Genomic DNA, 22,984 nt, shown 5'->3' with positions numbered 1-22,984 from the left:
TTCTGAGCCGTCGGAGCTGTGTGGCGGGGATTGGGGAGCTGTCTTTGAAACTTTGTTTTAGAAGGGGGATTTTGTCTTTTCGGGTTGGTCTTTGAAGGAGGGGAGAAAGAAAGTTTTGATTTTTCGGCGTTTGTCCGAACCAGGAAAGGAAGGATGCAAGGATGAGCAGGATCATGTTGAAAGAAAAAATGAGTTCGTTTCTGAACCAGGAAAGGAAGGATACAAGGATGATCAGGATCAGGTATGGCGGTGGATAAGGAGATCAATTATATATCTTTTAAGAAACGTGTGCCCGATCCTGTCAATCCTTAAATCCTTCCTTTCCTGGTTCAAGACAAAAAAGGCAAGTTATAGAATATTACAGCCTGGACAGTTCGAAAATTGAAAGAGGCCAAAAGGGCGCTAATGCCTTTGTGAAGTGTTTCGTCTGAACCAGGAAAGGAAGGATGCAAGGATGAGCAGGATCGGGTATGGCGGTGGATAAAGGGATCGATTATATATCTTTTAGGAAACGTACGCCCGATCCTGCCAATCCTTAAATCCTTCCTTTCCTGGTTCAAAGACAAAATTCCCTTCCTTTCCTGATCCAAGGAAAAAAAACAACACCCCCATTTCAACCAGCCCAATCCAGCTCTTAAAAAAAGTTAAATCTAAATGCGACCGCAGCTATTCCCGCAGACATCTATTATATTTAACCTACTTACTAACCAAACATGAATACCGACAACGATATCACTGCCACGCGTATGTTTCCGAAACAACCTATATTCTTTAGGTTCTGCTTTATTCTCTTTCTATTATTTATCCTGCTGTTCAATAATCATACGTTCCTCTTTCTTACTCCTTTCGTTCCCTTGATGGGCGACGCAATAATCGGGTTCATGAAGGGCATGACTGCAGGATGGCTAGACCTGAATCAAACCGTTCCTTATTATAGGAATGGTAGCGGCGACAGCACCGTGCATTGGCTGATCTTACTATTGATATTGCTGCTATCTATTATTGCTTGTGTAGTTTGGTCGCTCGTTGATCGGAAAAACAGAGAATATCCGAAACTCTATTACTGGTTAACGGTGCTTCTACGATATTATGTTGGCATCACCATGTTCAACTATGGAGTTATCAAGCTCTTTCAGGGGCAGTTCCCCTTCCCTACCTTATATAAACTGACGGAGCCGCTATATCAATATTCGCCTATGGGCTTGGCTTGGGCATTCTACGGCGCATCGCATCCTTATAATATAATGATAGGTATCGCTGAGATGTTGGGCGTTTTGTTATTGTTTAGGAAGACGATGACGATCGGGGCAATCATTACCCTAGGTGTTAGTATCAACGTGATGGCGACTAATTATTTCTATGATGTGCCCGTCAAGATGCTCTCGACAACTCTGGTATTATTTTCTCTATATCTATTAGGTCCGAACATCAGCAAATTCTACAAACTGCTTATACAAGGAAAAGCTATTTCGCTCAGCCCTCCGCCGAGCCTGCAACTTAATGCACGCTGGAAGCGAATAAGTTTGATATCGATAAAAGTAATTATGCTCCTTGCAACCGTCGCACCTGCCGTGCAAAGTATTATAAGGGCTGATAAGTTTATCAAGCAATTCATACAAACAGAGAGCGATCTTTATGGCGTTTACTATTTACCGCTGCGCGAATATGAGAACCGGAAGAAACTTCGGATTCCAGATGACTGGCATTTTCTGATCTTCATCAACGAGCAATCACTGATCGTCCGCGATGCGGAGATGAAAAGTCGCACCTATCAGATGACGAGCGACAGCCTTAATAAAGAAATCAAGATTATTGGGAAGGCGGGAGAGCCAACTCAGCATTTTCGCTATGAAAAACGTGAAGCAGGGATCATGTTAAGGAACATCGGGTCTAAAGATTCCATATCCATCTATATAAATAAGATAGATATGGAAAATATCGACTTAAAAACCCGAGGTTTCCGATGGGTTAGTGATATGCCTTATAATAGATAGCACTATTGGAAGGCGCTGATACCCGTTATATCTTGTCCGGTGATCAATAAATGTACATCATGAGTACCCTCATAGGTTATTACCGACTCCAGGTTCATCATGTGGCGCATAATCGGATAGTCGCCAACGATTCCCATTGCACCGAGCACTTGGCGCGCTTCACGTGCCACCTGCAATGCCATATGCACATTATTGCGCTTCGCCATTGAAATTTGTTGCGGGCTCGCTTGGTCATTGTTCCTCAAGGTTGCCAGGCGCCAGGAAAGGAGCTGCGCTTTTGTGATCTCAGTCAGCATTTCTGCCAATTTCTTTTGTTGCAATTGGAAGGACGCGATCGGTTTGCCGAATTGTTCCCGTTCTTTGGCGTACTTCAAGGCCACCTCATAGCAGTCTATTGCTGCACCGATGGCGCCCCAAGAAATACCGTAGCGCGCGGAGTTTAAGCAAGATAGCGGTCCGCGCATACTTTGAACATGCGGCAGCACATACTCTTTAGGAATATACACCTGATCGAAAACAAGCTCGCCAGTCTTTGACGCACGCAAAGACCATTTGTTCAATGTTTCGGGTGTAGAAAATCCTTCCATCTTCCGCTCAACGATTACACCACGAACTTTATCCTCATGATCACGCGCCCATACAACGGCTACATCACATATCGGCGCATTCGTGATCCACATTTTAGAACCATGTAGTCGGAAACCATCCCCATCAGGCGTTAATCTAGTTTCCATACTTCCGGGGTCCGATCCGTGATTAGGTTCTGTTAGGCCAAAAGCACCAATAAATTCTCCTGCGCCTAAGGCAGGTAGATATTTCTTTCGTTGTTCTTCGGACCCGAAGGAATAAATAGGATACATTACGAGCGACGATTGCACGGACGCTGCAGAGCGTATCGCCGAGTCGCCCGCTTCCAGTTCTTGCATGATAAGACCATAGGCTAGATAATCAAGTCCTGCCCCACCGTATTCCTGTGGAATAAAAGGACCGAGCGCACCGACTTCCCCCAACTTCTTCATCAGATTGGGAATTTCCTTATGCTCCTGTGCAAAATGATCTATTTCAGGACGTATTTCTAAGTTTACAAAGTCGCGAATAGCATCGCGAATTAAGATATGTTCTGCCGAAAGAAGGTCTTCGATTTTAAAGTAGTCAACCATGGTTAGATATTAGACGTTAGATATTAGATATAAGAATTTAGATTTTAGAGTATGTCGCCTTTGCTATGTTAAATATTAGCGCAAGTGTATTGTTTTTATAAAGGGTTATTCCTTTGTGCTTTCATTATTTTTTTTGTTCTTTTTATAATGGAGGTTTCGTATTTATGCGCCTCCTTTTGATTAGGCACATAGTAAAGTTAAATATAAGATGTGGTGAACGTTTCGAAAATGACTGCTATCACTAATTTTTTGACGGTTCTATGTGTTTACTGTTGGTTTGTTGATGTTTTCAGGGAAGCAAACTTTGTTATAATCTTTATCTCAAGCACTTAGCAGTTTCTCTGAAGATTGAGTTTTCTTCGGAATTGGGGACAACAAAATTCATATAATTCGATAATTTAATATAAATAATAAATTATATTCTCTATATTTAGTCAAATTTCGAATAATATAAACCAATATATGACATCCAAAGAATTAAAAGCACTAGGAATAGAAGTAGAAAACTTGGGCACAAGTACCGGTAGCAAGTGGTTTTCAAAAGGAGGATTGATAGCGTCATACTCGCCAACCAACGGAAAGCTGATAGCGAAGGTTCAAAGCAGTACCAAAAAGGAATATGAAAAAGTGATGCAGGAAGCAGAGAAGGCTAAATTGGAATGGCGAGATATCCCTGCACCGAAGCGCGGAGAGATTGTTAGGCAATTGGGCGAAAAACTGCGAGAAGTAAAACCTTTATTGGGCAAACTTGTGTCTTACGAGATGGGTAAATCATACCAAGAAGGTATGGGTGAGGTTCAGGAAATGATCGACATCTGTGACTTTGCGGTTGGTTTATCGAGACAGTTATATGGAAACACCATCCACTCGGAGCGTCCGGGGCACCGTATGTACGACCAATATCATCCGCTAGGAATTGTTGGTATCATCACGGCTTTCAATTTCCCTGTTGCTGTTTGGGCGTGGAACGCAGCATTAGCATTAGTATGTGGCGATGTTGTGGTTTGGAAGGCGAGCGAGAAAACGCCTTTGTGTGCGGTTGCATGTCAGAAAATCATAGCCGACATCTTAAAAGCGAATAAATTGCCGGAGGGCATTTCTTCGATCGTTACTGGCGACAAGGAAGTTGGAGAATGGATATCATCCGATGAGCGCATTCCATTGGTATCAGCGACGGGTTCTACCCGCATGGGTAAGATCGTGGCGACGACCGTAGCACAACGTCTGGGCAAATCGCTGTTAGAATTAGGCGGAAACAACGCCATCATCGTGACGCCAAGCGCTGATCTGAAGATGACGATTATTGGTGCGGTATTCGGAGCCGTAGGAACTGCAGGACAACGTTGTACCAGCACAAGACGCTTGATTATTCATGAGAGCATTTATGATAAGGTGAAAAAATCTTTAGTGGATGCCTATAAGCAGATTAAAATCGGTGATCCTTTAGATATTAAACATCACATGGGACCATTAATTGATACTGATGCTGTTGATATGTATTTGAATGCTTTAGAAAAAATTAAGGAAGAAGGCGGCAAGCTTTTAACGAAGGGAGAAGTGTTGAAAGGGAAGGGTTATGAAAGCGGTTGCTACGTTACGCCGGTTATTGCCGAGGTAGAGAACCATTATGAGATCGTTCAACATGAGACCTTCGCCCCTATCCTTTATTTAATAAAATACAAAGGCGAATTGGAGGAGGCTATTGCCTTACAAAATGGTGTAAAACAAGGTTTATCCTCTGCGATCATGACGAACAGCGTTCGCGAGTCGGAGCTTTTCTTAAGTCAGAATGGTTCAGACTGTGGTATTGCGAATGTTAACATTGGTACTTCGGGTGCTGAAATCGGCGGAGCTTTCGGCGGAGAGAAAGAAACCGGCGGTGGTCGTGAATCTGGATCGGACGCATGGAAAGTTTATATGCGCCGTCAAACGAATACCATTAACTATACGACTAACCTTCCTTTGGCACAAGGGATTAAATTTGATTTATAAGCATTATGAGAGAGACACATCAAAGATTAGCGAAGCATATTCTTGCCGACGGCCTACCGGTAGTTATTGACTTGGAGAAGTCGCATGGCTCCTATATTGTGGATGTTGATGGAAACGAGTATTTGGATATGTTCAGCATGTTTGCTTCCTCCCCTGTTGGTTACAACCATCCTCATATTTTAAAAAACGCGGATGCGCTGAAGCAGTCTGCCATCAATAAGTTGGCTCTATCGGACGTATACCCTAGAGAATATGCCGATTTCTTGGACACCTTCGAGCGCGTAGGTATTCCTAAAGAATTAAGGTATTGTTTTTTCATCGATGGCGGAGCTTTGGCGGTTGAAAACGCATTGAAAGCAGCATTCGATTGGAAAACTAGATTGAACTTAAGCAAGGGTATCGAGCAAGAGGCGAGCCAAGTAATTCACTTTAAGCAGGCATTCCACGGCCGTTCCGGCTATACTTTGTCCTTAACAAATACGAAGGATCCGCGAAAGTACATGTACTTTCCGAAATTCGATTGGCCAAGAATCAGCAATCCGAGGCTGCAGTTTCCATTGACTGAGGAGTCTGTAAATGATGCCATCAAGGCAGAAGAGCAAGCCATTCAAGAAATTGAGGCTGCTATTGCGAAAAACCCAGCGGATATCGCATGCTTAATCATCGAGCCTATACAGGCAGAAGGTGGAGATAACCATTTCCGCAATGAGTTTTTCCAGAAGCTGCGTGAGATCTGCGATAAGAATGATATTATATTAATCTTAGACGAGGTACAGACTGGTATCGCGATGACGGGTAAAATGTGGTGCTATGAGCACTTAGGCATTATTCCTGATGTGATCTCTTTTGGTAAGAAGACCCAAGTATGTGGAATTTTGGCGAATAAAGAGAAATTTGATCGCGTGGAAAACCATGTATTCAAAGAGTCAAGTCGTATTAACTCGACGTTCGGTGGTAATTTGGTTGATATGGTTCGCTTCCGTTTGATTTTAGAAATCATCGAGCAAGAGAACTTGGTAGAAAAAGCAGCTGTATTGGGGGCATATTTGATAGAACAATTAAATATCCTTGCAGAAAAACATCCAAGTATCACTGCGGTACGCGGTAAAGGCTTGCTTTGCGCATTTGATTTACCTACAGACAAAGAGCGCGATGCCTTGGTAGCGAAAGCGATGGGCGAGAAGATGTTGATTTTAGGCTGTGGCGATCGTAGTATTCGTTTCAGACCGCATCTGACCGCAACGAAGGAAGATATCGACAAGGCAATTGCCATCGTTGATAGGTTGGTCGACTAAGATAATTAAGGACAGCAAGCTGTTCTAGAATAAAATAAAAAAGCCTTTTGAGAGTCGTAAGTATTTACGGCTCTTTTTTCTTTAAAATTACTGTCAATCCGTCATGGATTTCGAACAGAAATATGCTAATCGATGTTATACTAAAAAAGGCAATAAATTGTTTTTCAGCGGGAAAGGCTTGTGGGGCGTTTATCGGGGATGATTAGCATCATTTTTGTTAACTTTGTAGACTATGTCGGATATTATTCAATTGCTTCCCGATTCAGTAGCCAATCAGATCGCGGCGGGTGAGGTTGTTCAACGACCAGCATCAGCAGTGAAGGAGATGATGGAGAATGCTATCGATGCGGGGGCAGATCAAATAAAACTTATTGTAAAGGATGCGGGGAAGTCATTGATTCAGGTTATTGACAATGGCTGTGGTATGAGCGTTACGGATGCTCGTGTATGTTTTGAGCGGCATGCGACGTCGAAAATCCGTAAGGCGGAGGATTTATTTGCTATCCGTACGATGGGCTTCCGTGGTGAGGCGATGGCTTCTATTGCGGCGATTGCGCACGTGGAACTTCGTACGCGCCGACATGAGGATGAGTTAGGAACTGTTGTTGAGATCGAAGGTTCGGAAGTTGTTCAGCAATATCCGGATCAGACTCCAGCAGGCAGTAGTATCTCGGTGAAAAACCTATTCTACAACATTCCTGCGAGACGCAACTTTCTGAAGAGCAATTCCGTAGAGTTGAGACATATTCTCGACGAGTTTCAGCGTATTGCCTTGGCTCATCCCGAGATTTTCTTCTCGTTGCATAGCGATGGTAACGAGATGTTCCACCTTCCGAAGGAATCCCTGAAGCAGCGGATAGTCCATTTGTTTGGCAATAGCTATAACCAGCGTCTGGTGCCTGTAGAGGAGACGACGACCATATTGAACATTAAGGGGTATATTGGGAAGCCTGAGTTTGCGAAGAAGACGCGCGGAGAGCAGTTTTTCTTTGTGAACAATCGTTTTATTAAGGATCCTTATTTGAATCATGCAGTTCTGAATGCCTACGAGGAGATTCTTCCGGCAGATATGTTTCCATTGTATGTCTTGTTCATCGACATCGACCCTTCGAAGATCGATATCAATGTACATCCTACGAAAACGGAGATAAAATATGAAGATGAGAAGGCTATTTACGCTATTCTTCGTTCTGCGGTAAAGCGTTCATTAGGTCGGTATAATATAACCCCATCTTTAGACTTTGAACAGGAAACAGGATTTGACACCTTGATCACGCCTAAGCCATTGGATGAGATACAGGCGCCGACTATTAATTTCAATCCGAATTTCAATCCGTTCGATGATGGTAATCCGAGCGCACGATCGGCGGTAAGCCGTTCATACAGCTATCCGGAGGCCTTAGAGCGTAAGACGAGCATTCCTCAGAACTGGGATTCGCTTTATCAGATTACAGAGCAAGAGGAATCTACACAGTTGCCGCTTATTCCGGAAGAGCAAGCGACCGACAGTGGTTTTATTCAGGCATCAGATCAGCCGAAAAAGCAGTTTTTCCAGTTACATAATCGTTATATTGTATCGCAGATTCATTCTGGATTTATGTTGATCGATCAGCAGGCGGCGCATGAGCGCATTCTGTTTGAGCAATTTCAACAGCATTTGATCAACAATCAGGGTTCGAGTCAGCAAAGTTTGTTTCCACAGACGGTAGAGCTGAATGCGGCAGATTTTGCATTGATTCAGGATATGTTGCCTGAGATTCATTCTTTGGGTTTTCAGCTACGCCCATTCGGGAAAACGACTTTTGTTGTGGATGGGATTCCTGCGGATCTAGAGAACGTAAATGAGGGGCAGATTATCGAACAGTTGCTGGAGGATTTCAAGAACCAGAGCGACCTGCGGTTGAATAAACGCGAGAAACTGGCGAAGAGTTTGGCAAAGAATGCCGCTATAAAGGCCGGTACAAAATTAGATAACCAAGGGATGGAGGACTTAATCGACCGCCTATTCGCCTGCGAATTACCGAATATTTCGATTCATGGGAAACCCGTTATCATCACATATACATTACAAGAATTAGCAGAGCGATTTGCTAGAAACATTTAGACCGATATTTAATTGAAATATGAATAATCTATTAGGAAATTTACCTCCGGTTGTTAAGAACTTACTGATCATCAATGTGGTCTGTTTTATAGGTTCGTTAATATTTACTCAGGCACCAAGATTATTCGGTGTATTTTACCCAGATTCACCATTCTTCCATATCTGGCAGCCGATAACCTATATGTTCATGCACGACAACCTGGGCTTTGCACATATTTTCTTCAATATGTTTTCCTTGGTGATGTTCGGTCCTATCGTCGAGCGCGTTTTAGGCTCTAAGAAATTCCTGAACTACTATCTGATCTGTGGATTGGGGGCTTTGGTTTTACAGTATGGGGTTCAGGCCATTGAGGTTTATCAGATTACAGGAACCGTGCAGGCATCGGATTATGTCAATTTTGATATGCTAAATGATCGAATCTACAGCACGAAGCAGATTTCACAGGAGAATTTCAACACGCTAGCATCGATTTATGGCACGCCTTTGGTAGGAGCTTCGGGAGCTATTTATGGCTTATTATTGGCTTTTGCAGTTTTGTTTCCAAACATGGAATTGATGTTACTTTTCATTCCTGTTCCTATAAAAGCAAAATACTTTATTCCAATTTTAATAGTTATAGAAGTATACTTAGGATTCTCTAGAGGAGGCTCCTCGATTGCGCACTTAGCACACGTCGGGGGAGCGCTATTTGGTTTTATCCTATTAAAAATGTGGGGAGTACGCCGAGGCAATTATTATTAGTAGATCGTGATGAAGAAAGATAACGCACTGAAAGATTTTTTTAAAACTACTTACAGTAGCCGCTCGCCGATACCCTATATTTTATCTGCGCAGATTTTTCTATTCGTTATTATTCATCTGTTTGATCTTTTTGTGGAAGTTGGGATCACCAACTATCCTCTTTACGATAAAGTGTTGAGCTACCTGAGTCTACCCGGTGAATTCAGTAAGTTTATCCAACAGCCTTGGTCGTTAGTGACCTATCCTTTCCTATACACCGGATTGTTTAATATTCTGTTCGATTGCCTGTGGATCTATTGGCTAGGGAATGTCTTTTTAGGCTTTTTAAATAATCGTCAGTTCCTGACGGTATTCTTAAGTGCTATCTTCATCGGAGGCCTTTCCTTCTTAGCTCTATCGCAGATTCCACTCTTAGCGAAGAGTCCACAGACCTTTCTGCATACCAATGCGATGAGCATCGGAGCATTGATGGGAAGCTTGCTGATACTGGTTCCTAAAATGGAATTCAGACTTTTCTTGTTTGGCAATGTGAAGTTCCAAACGATTGCATTCGTCTTTTTGGGGTTGCAGTTTCTCTTCCTATTTTTAATCAACAAGCCTGGCGCAATATCATTACTGATCAGCACCTCATGGGGGATGCTGTTCATTAGTCAGCTACGCAAAGGAAATGATTGGAGCAAGCTTTTTGAACGAAAACCTGACAGTAAATTACGTGTTGTACATACAGAAAATAAACCACCGGTTTACAGAAGCTATAAAGGCGACTTACCGAACCAAGAGGTAATCGATGAAATATTGGATAAAATTTCCCAATACGGTTATGAAAGTCTATCTTCACGGGAAAAAGAAATCCTTTTTAAAGTAAGTAGAGAAGAGCAAGAGTAATGTTAATTAACAAAAAGAACTTGGGTTTTTTCAGCAAAACCGTGATGCTTGGCAATTTGCTTGCAGTTGTCGGTCTACTTCTAAGCTACTCCGCTTCTTTTATCAATCCAAAGTCTTTCTGGGGTATTGCCTTCTTAGGATTGGGTTATTTGCCTATCCTGCTTATCAATGTCGGATTTATTCTTTACTGGATACTACGAAAACCGCGTTTCGCACTTCTTTCTCTTGGTGCGATATTATTAGGTTGGAACCTGATGACGCAGCATATAACCTTTAGCGAACAGGTTGATTTGGCTCCTTCCGACACCTCGCTTCGTGTCATGTCCTTCAATGCACATATGTTCTCTCCAATTGAGGGTTCCGAGAAGCCGCCTAAAGAGGAATTCATCGAGATCGTCAATGAAACAAAGCCGGATGTATTGTGTGTGCAAGAGTTCTATAGCACAATCAAAGGCAATAAGCGTTTTAGCGAGACTCTAAAAAACAAAGCTGACTTTGATACCTATTACTTTGCTCCATCGACACAGAACGATTATATGGCCTATGGACAGGCTATTTTTTCTAAATATCCCATCATTAACTCAGGATTGATTAAAAAGAATGAATACGGTATCAACCGTATCATTTACGCTGATATCGTAAAAAATCAAGATACGATCCGTGTCTATAATGTGCACCTCCGCTCATTTGGATTGCAAAACGAAGATAAGGAATTCATTCAGAATCCTGGCGGAGCCGGAGGAGCAGAAGAAACGGCAACTCGCCGTGTAGGAAGAAAGCTGAAATGGGCTTTCGAACAGCGCAGTAATCAGGCGGAGTCTCTATCCGAACATATGGCCGAAAGCCACCTGCCGAAGATTATCATGGGTGATTTTAATGATACCCCCATGTCATACAGCGTTAATCTGATTGGAAAGGATATGAAGAATGCATTTCAGGAGAAAGGCAATGGATGGGGTATTACGCATTTCGAGATGCTACCTATCCTCCAGATAGATTATATTTTTGCCGACAAGCAATTCGCTGTCAACAACTACCATATCATTAAGGAAAAGCTTTCAGATCACTACCCGATTTGGGCAGATTTAAGTATGCACAAAGGAAATTAAGATTGTGTGTTAAGCTGCTGTAAAGCCTTCTCGATAAAGAAATCATAACGATTCTTTACTTTAAAATAAGCTTCCCTACCGAAATAGTACCGACCCAAGAGAGCTTCAATATCACTTTGTATCAGATCGTGCAAGTCTATCTGTTTGCGTGCGCTTAGGCGAACTCCCCTTTGGTTAAGGAAATTAATAAAGCTGCTGTACTCCGAATTTGGAAGGGTATATCCTTGCAAGAAGTTCTCGATAGAATAGGCCGGTAGTTTCTTCGTGAAGCGACTGTAGACAAACTGCTCTACAAGACTCGACTGCGCTAGATCCTGATAAATAATGCTCACCTCATTAGAGTCCACAGGAACTAACAGATCAGGCACAATACCTCCACCAGAGAAGAGCTTCTTGCCCAAGCCCGTTTGGTATGACTTTCCATGTGCATACGTCGTGTCTAATGACCAAAGACCGCTATACATAGACGCGTAATCTTGCATATTTGACCAATTCGGACTGTATTTACGTTGGATACTACGTCCTAGCGGCGTATAGTATCGAGCAATACTCAAGTTGATCGTTGATCCATCAGAGAAATCGAATAGCTCTTGGACAATCCCTTTTCCATAAGTACGACGTCCGATCAAAATACCTCGATCCCAATCTTGCACTGCACCTGCAACAACTTCACTCGCAGAAGCCGTACGCTCATTCACTAGCACCACCAGTTTACCATTTGCGTAATTGCCTTTACTTTCCGATAGGTAATCTCTGCGCGCTTCATGAGCTCCTTCTGTATATACAACTAAACGCTGATCGGCGAAGAACTCGCTTGCCAACTTGATTGCGATATGAAAGTATCCTCCGCCATTGTCTCTCAAGTCGAGGATGAGGTTCTTCGCACCTTGCTTCTTAAGCTCGATGATCGCATTCCGAAACTCTTCCGCAGTCTTCAATCCGAAACGACGGATACGAACGAACGCGACGGTAGGTTCGATCATGTAAGCTACGTCCAAGGAGCTTACACTGATCTGGTCTCGCTTTGCTTTCAAGGGGAATGGCAGCGCAATGGAATCGCGTTGGATGAACATCTCTACCTCTGTACCACGCTTACCACGAATTAGCTTCTCTACTTCTTCCTTCGACACCAGATTCCCTGCAACGGGTTTATTACTAATCTTCAGAATTCGATCCCCTACTTTGAAACCAGCCTTATCCGCCGGACCATTGGTAATCACTCCAACTACCAGCAGGGTATCGTTCAGATTGAAATACTCCATTCCTATCCCTTCGAAAGTACCTTCAAGGATTTCCGTTTGAGTCTGCGACTCATTAGGCATCAGAAATAAAGAGTAAGGATCGAGATGGGAAATGATATGGTTGATCGCCCCGTTTTGGACGGAATCCATATTGATGCTATCCACATATCGGGTGGAAATAAGATCTACAACCTGTTGTATCTTATACGCATTATCGGAAATACCAATAGGCACCAAGGAACCACCAGAACTGATTCGCTCTTGGTCAGCGTAATTCTGCCCGAGAATCAATCCTAATAGGAGTGTAGCCGCATAGGTGGCTGCAACGAAAATATTCCTCTTTCTTCCTTTTTGCATTTATGGTCTGGTGCGCAAAATTAACACTTAACGATTTGTTTAAAAGAATAATATAATAAATAATTTATCAACAATTAACAGTCCAAACAAGACTTGTAACGGTAATATTTCAGCAATTTTCAATATTTTTACATACTCATGCACGAAATAGAACCATATTACAACTGGAGAGACGATTATATAGCCTCAGAAGATGAGCGAAGCCCATTTTATGGCACTATACATTCAGAATTTGAGTTTGATAAGAAAATCTATAATTTTCTTTTACATCCACAATGGGATGAGTTTGGATCATTGACGCTTTACCTGAAAGTTTTGTATGCAGATTACGATAAAGGATTCTGCATCATTGAACTCATTGGCGAATGGAACGATGCGATCTACAACGACATCATGATCCTAAAACGCGAGATCATCGACCTGATGATCGGCGAGGGTATCAATAAGTTTATCCTGATTGGAGAGAACGTTTTGAACTTCCATGCTTCCGATGATTCCTATTATGAAGAATGGTTTCAAGATGTCGAAGACGGGTGGATCGTAGGAATCAATTTCCGCGAACATGTTATTCAAGAATTCGAGAGCAACCACATCGACTATTACATTAACTTCGGACAGTATTTCAACAACTTCCCTTGGCGCACATTAAAGCCGAAACAACTTTATCATCACATAGAAGAACACATGCAAAAAAGGCTGAATTAATGTTGTTATTGATAGCCTTTTCGATTCATCATAAATAAATACCAGCGCCATGAACGTAAGATCTATCAACTACCACAACCGCATATTCCGAACCTTAAGCAACAGCAACAACGGCGAAACTTCCCCTGAAACAGAATTTCATTACAAGCATATCGGCAATATTGTCTTCGCGGACTACAGTGGCGGAGCTATTAAATATGGGCATCTTTTAGGGATAGTTTCTGAGTATGGCACAATCGACATGCGCTATCATCAGGTTAATCATGCTGGCGAACTCATGACAGGTATCTGCCAATCACGCCCTGAAGTTTTAGCAAACGGTAAAATCCGCTTACATGAGACCTGGCAATGGACTTCCGGCGACCTAAGCAAAGGCGAGAGCATTGTCGAAGAAGTATAAGTACCCCAACACTCCCCTTTCTCCTCTCCAAACATAGATGCAAAATCCGCATAACATACCTGCGTGGCCTCAACAATTGGCGAAAAGCAATAAAATAGGCTTTTTTTAAGTATCTTTAGCCTATCATAAAATTCGTAAAAACTATATTCCAATCATCTACGTTAGGTTAAGTCAACGATTAAAGTAAACAGAGTCCACATCTTTCGTTAACGACGAAGGAATAAGATTTGGATATACGTTATGACAGTCCTAAATTTGCCTAACAAAAATTTGTAATTATGTCATTCAGAATAGAAAAAGACACCATGGGCGAGGTTCAAGTACCTGCCGACAAATACTGGGGTGCACAAACTGAACGTTCAAGAAACAACTTTAAAATTGGTCCAGCGGCATCTATGCCACATGAGATCATAGCAGGCTTTGCTTACCTAAAGAAAGCAGCTGCCTATGCTAACCATGAATTAGGCGTACTACCTGTAGAGAAGCGCGACGCTATCGCTGCAGTATGCGACGAAATCTTAGCAGGTAAACTAGATGACCAATTCCCATTAGTTATCTGGCAAACAGGATCAGGAACACAGTCCAACATGAATGTGAATGAAGTAGTCGCTAACCGCGCGCAAGTACTTGCAGGTGGAAAGATTGGCGAAGGTGAGCCTGTATTAAAAGCTAATGATGATGTAAACAAATCACAGTCTTCTAACGATACATTCCCTACGGGTATGCACATTGCGGCTTACAAAGCAGTAGTAGAAGTGACTATCCCTGGCGTTGAGAAGCTTCGCGATACATTGAAAAGAAAATCCGAAGAGTTCATGAACGTAGTAAAGATTGGACGTACGCATTTAATGGATGCTACACCACTTACACTAGGTCAAGAGCTTTCAGGCTATGTAGCGCAGTTAAATCACGGCCTTAAAGCGTTAAGAAATACGTTATCACACCTTGCAGAAGTTGCATTAGGTGGTACAGCCGTTGGTACGGGTTTAAATACACCTAACGGATACGACGTTGTTGTTGCCAAATATATCGCTGAGTTCACAGGTCATCCATTCGTTACTGCCGAGAACAAATTCGAAGCATTAGCAGCACACGATGCTATCGTTGAAACACACGGTGCTTTGAAACAATTAGCCGTAGCATTGAATAAGATTGCTAACGATATCCGTATGTTGGCATCAGGTCCTCGTTCAGGAATTGGTGAGATCCTTATTCCGGAGAACGAACCAGGATCGTCGATTATGCCAGGAAAAGTAAACCCTACGCAGTGTGAGGCTTTAACTATGGTTGCAGCACAGGTAATGGGTAATGACGTAGCAATCACAATCGGAGGTACGCAAGGTCACTACGAGCTTAACGTATTCAAACCATTGATGGCTGCAAACTTCTTACAATCTGCAAGACTTATCGGAGATGCATGTGTATCTTTCGAAGAGCACTGTGCAGTAGGTATCGAGCCTAACTACGCACGCATCAAAGAATTAGTAGACAACTCCTTGATGTTAGTAACAGCATTGAACACGAAGATCGGTTACTACAAAGCTGCGGAGATTGCACAAACAGCACACAAAAACAATTCTACATTAAAAGAAACAGCTATCGCATTAGGTTATGTTACTGCCGAGCAATTCGACGAGTGGGTAAAACCGGAAGATATGGTAGGTAGCTTAAAATAAAAGAGTGGATAAACGCTTAAAATTACATATTTCAATGAAAGCATACCTTGCCCTAGTGTTAGGTATGTTTTTTATTGGCAGCAGCTGTCAGCGACATTCTGATATGCAGGATGAGGGAGCAGATTGGTTTCAGGGTGTATGGGTACAGGACAGCATCCCCAACTCAGCAAATATGCTGAACTATACCTTACATGAATTCCGTGTCACCTGCGACTCGATTTACACAACCATGAAAGTGCACAATAAGGTAAAAACAATGCCCGACAGTTGCTACAAAAATGGAGAATGGACAGAATATGCAAAGGCTGTCTATGTATTGCGCGGCGACAGTATGATTGTCGAAGGCGTCTATACAAAACCCAACTGGAAACAAAAGATCTCCGGATGTTATAAGCAAGGGGAATACTTGCCACGCTATAAAGTGGCTTACAAAAGCCAGGATAGCGTCGTATTGGAAAACAAATTTGATGCAAGACCTGTCGTTCTCAAGAAGATCAAAGACATTACCTGCGTACCTAAAAAACGTTGGGAACTATAAAAAGAAAGAGCCGCTAAACGCGGCTCTTTCTTTTTATCTAGTTTATCAGTCTCGTCTCATCCGACGATTTCAAAATATGGTTCTTCAATTCAGTCTCCGCCTGCAATAGATCTGCTTCGGCAACCTTACGTTTCTCTCTACCCTCTTTCTGAATACGCAACACCTCTTCAATCGTCGTGATAATATCCGTATTCGCTTTCTTAATGGTTTCCACGTCGATAATACCACGCTCCGTTTCCTTCGCTACATTGATAGTCGCATCTTTCAACATCTCCGAATTGCGCTTCAAGAGTTCATTCGTCGCGTCAGTAACCGCACGTTGTGCTTCCAACGCGCTCTGCGCATGCGCAATACCTAAAGTCAATACCATTTGGTTCTTCCACAAAGGCAAGGTATTCACAATACTTGACTGGATTTTTTCCATCAGCGAGCTGCTATTGCTTTGGATCATACGAATCTGCGGAGCCGTCTGCAAGACCACCATTCGGGTAAGCTTCAGGTCATGCACCTTACGTTCGAAACGAACAACATGTTGCTCCATGTCTTTATACTCCTGTATCTTATGCTGATCTCCTGTCGATTCAGCCTCCGCTTTCATCGCCGGTAAAGTCACGGTTAGCACCTCATGCAACTTCTCCTCCCCTGCTTGAATATGCAGCGAAAGGTCTTTAAAGTATTGCTGATTCTGAACAAAAAGCTTATCGAAGATGTTGACATCCTTCGCTAAGTTCTTATAGTGCCCCTCCAGCTTCAATTCAATGCTATGAATGTTCTTCTCCACAGAAGCATATTCCGTACGAAGACGACCGATCTTTTTCTTGATATTATCGAAGAAAGGAATCAACGGTTTCTTATTCAATTTCTCATCGAAATTCTTAATCTCCCCACGAAGATTCAACAGAATATCTTCCGCACCACCAAGATCCTTGGTCCGCACCTGCTTCAAAATCTCGTTCGAGAAATTACTTACATTGGACTGGCTACCGACACCAAATTGGATAATATCAGTGGTTGATTTTAAGTTAATCTTATCCTTATATTGTTGAATTAAGCCCTTCTCTTCCTCTGTAAAGTTTACAGCGATTTCGCCAGGCTTATTCTTGTTCTGGTCATCATCCAAATTTGTCAAATCTAAGTTTGCCATAATATCTTAATCTTTTAAAAGGTTTCTACTTTTTAAGGTTTGCAGATAAACATCGGTCTCCGCCGATACATCCAGCATCCCCATCTTAAAATGATTCGTTACTTCTTGCTCAATGGCCACCGAAGCCTGGCGTATCACACTTTCCAGCTTACGCTTCGATTCCATCGTGATGCTATTGCTCAGATGCGTATTCTCCAACTCATCATATTGCATCAGCACATTCACTACCGTCGAATGGCGCACAAGAAACTTCTCTGCTTCACGAACATCTTTCTTCTCCAACAATTGAAATAACCGGATAATCTTATCGATATCCGTTTGAATACTTCTATTGTCTATTTGCTTGCGCCAATGTAACAGTCGTTCCACAAAAAATTGAGGCGTATCAATAGACGCCGATTTAAGTTCCAAATATTTCTGTGCAGAAGGCGTCGATATCCATGTCAACGGACGAACCTCGCCCAGCTCCAAGCGCTGTAAATAAGGCTTCGCCTGATTCAGCAGCATGCCATTACCAACGATATAAGACACCACAGAACCACCCATCGTTAGCAGCATCGCGGAGCTCAATGTTCCGAAGAAGTAAATGAAGGATACCAACAGTGCAATCTCTACGGCCAATAATGCCACCCCCGCAACATACCAAGAACGAACCTTCGTTTTCTTAGCTTGTCCCAACATGACGAAGGGATGTATATGTATAGGCAATGGGATAATCATTAATACAGACAAAATCGTCCACATTAACTGTCTGACCTCCCACGGTCTACTTTTCTTTGTTGCCCAACCCATTTTGCAATTTAATTATTTTTATAAAAATACACCAATTCTTATTCCAATGCATACTTTCATCCTAAAAACTAGGTAATTGGCATAAAAATACCTGTCATTACGTCATTTTTATCGGTGAAAATTCCTAGGCCCAATTCCTCAATTTCTATACGGTTTCAATCAGCGACAGCGTCAGTTCATAAGCTGTCTTTTTCTCCCATTTCGCCATTAGCCACGCAATAAAGCTTAGGTTAAAGATATCTTTATTCGCGTCGATATCAACCATAGAAAGAACGGTATCCTGATAAGTTTGCTCGCTGACGATGTCAGGTTTTTGAATGGAGCGCTCAACCATGCTTAGGAAAACCATGACACGCTCCTCCTGAATGCTCAACAAATACTTCTTGTAGCGGCGTTTGAAACTATGCAGCCGCGAAACCGCCAGCTCCGTATTCTCGAATTGCAAATGCACCAAAATCTCCATCAAATTCTTTCGAATCGTCCACAGCATCCCCATCTTCTTCTCATACCAATGATCGGTATGTCCCAATTTCGCTAGATAGCTTAAGCTGCGCGAGTCCCGATGCTGCGCATAGAACATGGTCAGACTCAGATACAGATCGTCGATATCCTCTTGGCTGGATTTCTTAGTCGCATACGATAATCCTTTCTCAATCGCTTGGATACCTTCTTGAGGCTTCCCCGAAAAATGATAGTTCAATCCCAGCAGCAGTTGATACCGCAGCATAAACTGCTCTCTGTAAGATTTACTGCTATCCATCAATTCGTCCATCTGCGTTAAATAACTAATGCTTTCTGCAAACCTTTTATTGCGCAAATTGAAATTTGCTAGGTAATAAAGGATATAGAGATGATAATAGAGATGGCGCTCCTTCGGTTTTTCCAAGCCCTGAATGTATTGATACGTTTTCCGAACATATCTTTCGATCAATCCATAATTCTGATTGATGGCCGCATACTCGTTCGCGATATAGAGGATTTGATAGAGCGACTTATAATTCATCAGATCCAGCACCGCGATCTGATATTTCTTCAGTGTCGCTTCGATCAACTCCGTCAGGTTAACGATTTTCCCTTTCAGATGTATCTCCTGCAATTCCCGACGCAGGTAGGCATAGGCCATATGCATCTTCGCTTCCCGTTGCATATGCGTTTGGTTCAAAGTAAAACGATCTAATAAACGGTCTAAGGCTAAATCCCTATCCAAATGCGCATACTGCATACGCAACAAAAAGACTTCATTGACCAAACCAAACTGCTCTTCTTGAACGGCCAAACGCTCCGCACGATCCAAACATTTCAAACCAATCTTCGCAGCACTATTCTCCAATAAGAATCGAGCAACAACGAGGTTCCTCAGTATTTCGTAGACCGCGCTGTCTTTGCTTTCAAATGCGCGTTGCGAAAGGAATTGGAGCACATTATCCTGCAATCTTTTGCGAAGCGCATGATATGCATCTTTATTTTTTTGCTTTGAATATAATTTATTTATTGATTTTTTATCGTCAGTTTCTAAAAAATTGAACAAACGAATATTCTTGACATCCTTGCGCTTATTTTTTCTGTTTAGAAAACTCTTAAAATCTGCTTTATCCTGATTATTAAGTAAGTCGATCAGCTGCGATAAATCATCCATACACTATAATTTCTTTCTAAATATATCAAAAATATCTCTTTTATATCGTCAGTATTTTAATGAAACTAAGTTTGCAAGCAGCCCGATTCCCCCGACCTTTACGTCGTATTAATCAACAAAAATTAAAAATATGGAACCGCTAAATATCCAATCAGAAGAAAACAACTTGACTCCAAAGGGGTCGGAAGGAACAAAGAATCCGTACAAACCGACAGCTGCCTTCGTAGGCGCCTCTTGGTTAGCATTAATTACAGGTGCTGTCGCATTTTGTATAGGATTATGGAATGCCGATATGGCACTCAATGAAAAAGGCTATTATTTTACCATTTTACTATTTGGATTATTTGCCGTTATCTCGGTACAGAAAAGCGTACGAGATAAAGCTGAAGGGTTGGCTGTAACTGAGATTTACTATAGCTTAAGCTGGTTTGCGACCATTGCCTCGATCGTATTATTGGTCGTTGGTCTGTGGAATGCTGACTTGACCTTAAGTGAAAAAGGATTCTACGGAATATCCTTTGTGCTCAGTGTTTTTGCTGCCATTGCCGTTCAGAAAAACACAAGAGACGCTAAGTTGGCAAACGAAAAGACCTTATAACTTAGCGGTTTCCCCGCAGTCCTTGCTTGTCGAGGCTGCGGGTTGTTTAAATAATTTTGGTAACTTAACCTATTAAATCCCCCTCTCATGAAGAGCATTAAACGCGAGGATATACATATCCTTGCAAAACAGAGCGATCTATCAGAAACGCAAATTGAAAAGGCATTAAAAACCGAAGTATTCAACCAAAGAAACGATTGGTCTAATTTTCTAAAATATGCATTACTAGCGTTAGGCATTGGCTTTTTCGCTGCGGGCGTCATCTTTTTCTTTGCTTACAACTGGGACGAACTAGACAAATTCGCCAAACTTGGCCTCGTGCAAATGCTAGTTATCGTTGTATGCGTAATCGCCCTGCTGCCAAAACTTACACCCAACACACGCAAAATATTACTGACAGGGGCTTCCCTATTGGTCGGCGTCATGTTTTCCGTGTTCGGGCAAATCTATCAGACCGGAGCAGATGCCTACGACTTTTTCCTTGCATGGACATTATTTATCGGCATTTGGGTGTTGATCAGCAATTTTCCACCCCTCTGGATACTGTTCCTAGGATTGGTCAATACCACCTTTATCCTGTATACGACACAAGTGACAAGGCATTGGGACGAAGGATCGAACTTTACCATCTTGTTTGTTCTCAACCTGATTCCGCTAGTTGCATCACATTTGATCAATCATTCTTGGAAAGGTGTAAGTATCCCAACATATTTCACCAATATTGTCGCTTTAGCGGCACTTACCTTTGCAACGATTGGGAATTTAGTCTACATCTTCGCCTCGAAGGCAGATTTCCCATATTTACCTCTACTAACGATCGCCTTTTATGGACTAGGAATTGGCTACGGAATTAAGCAGCGAAGTATCTTCTACTTATCCGCCATACCACTCAGCATCATCATCATACTGACAGGCTTGATTCTAGAAATCAGCAACTGGAAAGATTCCTATCTATTCGTCAGTTTATTTATTATCGCAAGCATCAGTTTGGTGGTCTACAATTTAATACAAATGTTAAAAAAGAATCGTCATGAAAAGTAGATTAAATTTCGACGAACTAACACAAAACCTTGGATGGTCGGAGGCAGCGCACAGTTTCGATCGGCAAGCAATAGAAACCGAATTCCAGGAACGTGATGAGACACAAAGTCTCCCAATCAAGATCCTATCTATTTTCGGTGGGCTTATGGCAAGCTCCACATTCACCGGATTCCTATTCACTTTTGGAATTTTGGAGAACAGAATCACGCAACTGATCTTCGGTCTGATCTTTCTTACGGGATCAATCTTCTTTAGCCGAAAGACTAAAATGCTGCTATTGGATACCATTGCGGTATCGGGTCTTATTCTTGGCTTTACACTGATAGGTCTTGCATTAGAAGATTACCGCCTGTCAGACGAATCAGCATTGCTAATCATCTGTATCCTCGCGACCGTCAGTATCAACTTCGTACGAAACTACATCATGACCTTCATATTGGTCCTGATTGCCTGCGGAACCTTGCTCGCGGCACTCAACCAAGCAGACTGGGATAACCTGTCCTATTTCTATGTCCCTGCGCTGGGCTTAGTTTTAGCTTACCTGTATATCAAAGAAGCCCGCATCATCAGTAAAAGAGACTTCTTTTCCATTCGATACAATCCCATCCGCACGGCACTAACTTTTTGCTTAATCATCGGGCTTATTTACCTAACGCTAGATCAGAAATTTATCCTTACAAACTATTATGCGTTGTCAAGTTCGCTATCCTTTATCGTACTCTGTTTTGTTGCGCTGCATTATGTTTTCGAGAAATTGGCCATCAGTAACAAGCGAACAATAGTCTTATTGTATTTGCTTTGTTTATGCTGCCTGCTGCCAACCCTATTTGCTCCTGCCATTTCCGGCGCTATATTTTTGATCTTAGTCAGCTTCTTGGCAAATTATAAGACCGGATTTGTACTAGGCATTTTACTTCTGCTCTATGCAGTTTCCAGGTTCTATTACGATCTGGAGATTTCCTTGCTCAACAAATCAATCGCTATGATGATCTCCGGAGCATTCTTTATCATTCTATATTTTGTGAGCCTTAAATTAAGTCGTCATGAAGAAAATTAGCATCATACTCATCGTTGTCAACTTACTATTATTGTTGGCTTACTTCAACTATAGCATTGCGCAAAAAGAAGATACCCTCAAAGAAGGGGAATTAGTGCTGTTGGAATTAGCGCCCGTAGACCCTCGATCGCTGATGCAGGGCGATTACATGATGCTCAACTATAAACTGAACAGCAATGTACAGCCCGACAGCATCCCTCGTAGAGGGTATGCAGTCCTTAAGTTAGATATCCATCAGGTAGGCGAATTACAAAGATTCCAAGCTGAAAAGACCCCATTAGCACCCGGAGAAGTATTAATACACTATACCAACCCAAGTGGCTGGCGCGTAAATATCGGTGCTGAATCCTTCTTCTTCCAAGAAGGAACAGGCGAACGATTCGAAAAGGCTAAATACGGCGCCCTAAAGGTCGATGAAAACGGAAATAGTTTATTGATCGGCTTGTGCGACGAAAATAAAAGAGAGATAAAATCTAAGTAAAGTCAAAGCTTAAGTTAACCCAATACAAAGCCCAATC

General features: G+C 42.2%; 20 protein-coding genes. 15 read left to right on the top strand and 5 right to left on the bottom strand.

Annotation, left to right across the window (positions count from 1 at the left end):
* Positions 1-713: 713 nt before the first annotated feature.
* On the top strand, positions 714-1,994 hold the full coding sequence (locus B2400_RS05410) for a hypothetical protein (RefSeq protein WP_293931646.1): 1,281 nt from the start codon (positions 714-716) through the stop codon (positions 1,992-1,994).
* A gap of 2 nt (positions 1,995-1,996) precedes the next feature.
* Here the strand turns inward: B2400_RS05410 and B2400_RS05405 are convergent, their stop codons facing one another.
* Complete coding sequence (locus B2400_RS05405) at positions 1,997-3,154, bottom strand: acyl-CoA dehydrogenase family protein (RefSeq protein WP_149524771.1); 1,158 nt, start codon at positions 3,152-3,154, stop codon at positions 1,997-1,999.
* Positions 3,155-3,616: 462 nt separating this feature from the next.
* Here B2400_RS05405 and B2400_RS05400 point away from each other — a divergent pair, with 462 nt between their 5' ends.
* From B2400_RS05400 to B2400_RS05375, 6 genes are all read left to right on the top strand, one after another.
* Positions 3,617-5,146: an aldehyde dehydrogenase family protein gene (locus B2400_RS05400; protein WP_149524770.1), complete on the top strand. Its 1,530-nt coding sequence runs from the start codon at positions 3,617-3,619 to the stop codon at positions 5,144-5,146.
* 5 nt (positions 5,147-5,151) lie between these two features.
* Complete coding sequence (gene lat / locus B2400_RS05395) at positions 5,152-6,441, top strand: L-lysine 6-transaminase (protein ID WP_293931643.1); 1,290 nt, start codon at positions 5,152-5,154, stop codon at positions 6,439-6,441.
* Positions 6,442-6,673: 232 nt separating this feature from the next.
* On the top strand, positions 6,674-8,545 hold the full coding sequence (gene mutL, locus B2400_RS05390; protein ID WP_149524768.1) for a DNA mismatch repair endonuclease MutL: 1,872 nt from the start codon (positions 6,674-6,676) through the stop codon (positions 8,543-8,545).
* Positions 8,546-8,564: 19 nt separating this feature from the next.
* Entirely contained in the window at positions 8,565-9,287 is a 723-nt protein-coding gene (locus B2400_RS05385) for a rhomboid family intramembrane serine protease (protein WP_149524767.1), read from the top strand.
* Between the two features lie 9 nt (positions 9,288-9,296).
* The gene (locus tag B2400_RS05380; protein ID WP_149524766.1) at positions 9,297-10,172 is read left to right on the top strand and encodes a rhomboid family intramembrane serine protease; all 876 of its coding nucleotides are present in this window, start codon (positions 9,297-9,299) and stop codon (positions 10,170-10,172) included.
* On the top strand, positions 10,172-11,281 hold the full coding sequence (locus tag B2400_RS05375; RefSeq protein ID WP_149524765.1) for an endonuclease/exonuclease/phosphatase family protein: 1,110 nt from the start codon (positions 10,172-10,174) through the stop codon (positions 11,279-11,281). The genes B2400_RS05380 and B2400_RS05375 overlap by 1 nt, the downstream gene beginning before the upstream one ends.
* Here B2400_RS05375 and B2400_RS05370 read toward each other — a convergent pair.
* Positions 11,278-12,879 carry a S41 family peptidase gene (locus tag B2400_RS05370; protein WP_149524764.1) on the bottom strand — a complete coding sequence of 534 codons (1,602 nt, stop codon included), beginning with the start codon at positions 12,877-12,879 and terminating at the stop codon, positions 11,278-11,280. The two genes, B2400_RS05375 and B2400_RS05370, sit on opposite strands and share 4 nt — an antisense overlap.
* A gap of 138 nt (positions 12,880-13,017) precedes the next feature.
* Between B2400_RS05370 and B2400_RS05365 the strand changes: the two genes are divergently transcribed.
* The 4 genes from B2400_RS05365 to B2400_RS05350 all read left to right on the top strand — a co-directional run bounded on the left by B2400_RS05365 (position 13,018) and on the right by B2400_RS05350 (position 16,198).
* A complete protein-coding gene (locus tag B2400_RS05365; protein ID WP_149524763.1) occupies positions 13,018-13,584 on the top strand; it encodes a hypothetical protein in 567 nt (188 codons plus the stop codon).
* Between the two features lie 49 nt (positions 13,585-13,633).
* Positions 13,634-13,984, top strand: a complete 351-nt coding sequence (locus tag B2400_RS05360) for a n-acetylglutamate synthase (protein ID WP_293931638.1) — start codon at positions 13,634-13,636, stop codon at positions 13,982-13,984.
* Positions 13,985-14,262: 278 nt separating this feature from the next.
* The gene (gene fumC / locus B2400_RS05355; RefSeq protein WP_149524761.1) at positions 14,263-15,660 is read left to right on the top strand and encodes a class II fumarate hydratase; all 1,398 of its coding nucleotides are present in this window, start codon (positions 14,263-14,265) and stop codon (positions 15,658-15,660) included.
* Positions 15,661-15,694: 34 nt separating this feature from the next.
* Positions 15,695-16,198 (top strand): fumarate hydratase, encoded by a 504-nt coding sequence (locus tag B2400_RS05350; RefSeq protein WP_293931636.1) that lies wholly within the window; start codon positions 15,695-15,697, stop codon positions 16,196-16,198.
* Between the two features lie 37 nt (positions 16,199-16,235).
* Here B2400_RS05350 and B2400_RS05345 read toward each other — a convergent pair whose 3' ends face one another.
* The 3 genes from B2400_RS05345 to B2400_RS05335 form a co-directional block, all read right to left on the bottom strand.
* A complete protein-coding gene (locus tag B2400_RS05345) occupies positions 16,236-17,342 on the bottom strand; it encodes a toxic anion resistance protein (RefSeq protein ID WP_149524759.1) in 1,107 nt (368 codons plus the stop codon).
* Positions 17,343-17,348: 6 nt separating this feature from the next.
* Positions 17,349-18,134, bottom strand: a complete 786-nt coding sequence (locus B2400_RS05340) for a hypothetical protein (protein WP_149524758.1) — start codon at positions 18,132-18,134, stop codon at positions 17,349-17,351.
* Positions 18,135-18,279: 145 nt separating this feature from the next.
* Positions 18,280-19,770, bottom strand: a complete 1,491-nt coding sequence (locus tag B2400_RS05335) for a hypothetical protein (RefSeq protein WP_293931633.1) — start codon at positions 19,768-19,770, stop codon at positions 18,280-18,282.
* Positions 19,771-19,900: 130 nt separating this feature from the next.
* Between B2400_RS05335 and yiaA the strand changes: the two genes are divergently transcribed.
* The 4 genes from yiaA (at position 19,901) to B2400_RS05315 (ending at position 22,947) form a co-directional block, all read left to right on the top strand.
* The gene (yiaA, locus tag B2400_RS05330) at positions 19,901-20,368 is read left to right on the top strand and encodes an inner membrane protein YiaA (RefSeq protein WP_149524756.1); all 468 of its coding nucleotides are present in this window, start codon (positions 19,901-19,903) and stop codon (positions 20,366-20,368) included.
* An 87-nt stretch (positions 20,369-20,455) separates the two neighbouring features.
* A complete protein-coding gene (locus B2400_RS05325; RefSeq protein WP_293931628.1) occupies positions 20,456-21,409 on the top strand; it encodes a DUF2157 domain-containing protein in 954 nt (317 codons plus the stop codon).
* Positions 21,399-22,466 (top strand): DUF4401 domain-containing protein, encoded by a 1,068-nt coding sequence (locus tag B2400_RS05320; RefSeq protein WP_286652006.1) that lies wholly within the window; start codon positions 21,399-21,401, stop codon positions 22,464-22,466. The genes B2400_RS05325 and B2400_RS05320 overlap by 11 nt, the downstream gene beginning before the upstream one ends.
* The gene (locus tag B2400_RS05315) at positions 22,453-22,947 is read left to right on the top strand and encodes a GDYXXLXY domain-containing protein (RefSeq protein ID WP_293931626.1); all 495 of its coding nucleotides are present in this window, start codon (positions 22,453-22,455) and stop codon (positions 22,945-22,947) included. The genes B2400_RS05320 and B2400_RS05315 overlap by 14 nt, the downstream gene beginning before the upstream one ends.
* Positions 22,948-22,984: the final 37 nt, after the last annotated feature.

The organism is Sphingobacterium sp. UBA6645, from assembly GCF_002455685.1.
GTDB classification, from domain to species: Bacteria; Bacteroidota; Bacteroidia; order Sphingobacteriales; family Sphingobacteriaceae; genus Sphingobacterium; species Sphingobacterium hotanense.
This window is presented reverse-complemented; position numbering and strand designations above follow the sequence as displayed.

Coding starts and splice junctions, on each gene's coding strand:
- B2400_RS05410 (WP_293931646.1), top strand. CDS start 714: ATGAATACCGACAACGATATCACTGCCACGCGTATGTTTCCGAAACAA.
- B2400_RS05405 (WP_149524771.1), bottom strand. CDS start 3,154: ATGGTTGACTACTTTAAAATCGAAGACCTTCTTTCGGCAGAACATATC.
- B2400_RS05400 (WP_149524770.1), top strand. CDS start 3,617: ATGACATCCAAAGAATTAAAAGCACTAGGAATAGAAGTAGAAAACTTG.
- lat (WP_293931643.1), top strand. CDS start 5,152: ATGAGAGAGACACATCAAAGATTAGCGAAGCATATTCTTGCCGACGGC.
- mutL (WP_149524768.1), top strand. CDS start 6,674: ATGTCGGATATTATTCAATTGCTTCCCGATTCAGTAGCCAATCAGATC.
- B2400_RS05385 (WP_149524767.1), top strand. CDS start 8,565: ATGAATAATCTATTAGGAAATTTACCTCCGGTTGTTAAGAACTTACTG.
- B2400_RS05380 (WP_149524766.1), top strand. CDS start 9,297: ATGAAGAAAGATAACGCACTGAAAGATTTTTTTAAAACTACTTACAGT.
- B2400_RS05375 (WP_149524765.1), top strand. CDS start 10,172: ATGTTAATTAACAAAAAGAACTTGGGTTTTTTCAGCAAAACCGTGATG.
- B2400_RS05370 (WP_149524764.1), bottom strand. CDS start 12,879: ATGCAAAAAGGAAGAAAGAGGAATATTTTCGTTGCAGCCACCTATGCG.
- B2400_RS05365 (WP_149524763.1), top strand. CDS start 13,018: ATGCACGAAATAGAACCATATTACAACTGGAGAGACGATTATATAGCC.
- B2400_RS05360 (WP_293931638.1), top strand. CDS start 13,634: ATGAACGTAAGATCTATCAACTACCACAACCGCATATTCCGAACCTTA.
- fumC (WP_149524761.1), top strand. CDS start 14,263: ATGTCATTCAGAATAGAAAAAGACACCATGGGCGAGGTTCAAGTACCT.
- B2400_RS05350 (WP_293931636.1), top strand. CDS start 15,695: ATGAAAGCATACCTTGCCCTAGTGTTAGGTATGTTTTTTATTGGCAGC.
- B2400_RS05345 (WP_149524759.1), bottom strand. CDS start 17,342: ATGGCAAACTTAGATTTGACAAATTTGGATGATGACCAGAACAAGAAT.
- B2400_RS05340 (WP_149524758.1), bottom strand. CDS start 18,134: ATGGGTTGGGCAACAAAGAAAAGTAGACCGTGGGAGGTCAGACAGTTA.
- B2400_RS05335 (WP_293931633.1), bottom strand. CDS start 19,770: ATGGATGATTTATCGCAGCTGATCGACTTACTTAATAATCAGGATAAA.
- yiaA (WP_149524756.1), top strand. CDS start 19,901: ATGGAACCGCTAAATATCCAATCAGAAGAAAACAACTTGACTCCAAAG.
- B2400_RS05325 (WP_293931628.1), top strand. CDS start 20,456: ATGAAGAGCATTAAACGCGAGGATATACATATCCTTGCAAAACAGAGC.
- B2400_RS05320 (WP_286652006.1), top strand. CDS start 21,399: ATGAAAAGTAGATTAAATTTCGACGAACTAACACAAAACCTTGGATGG.
- B2400_RS05315 (WP_293931626.1), top strand. CDS start 22,453: ATGAAGAAAATTAGCATCATACTCATCGTTGTCAACTTACTATTATTG.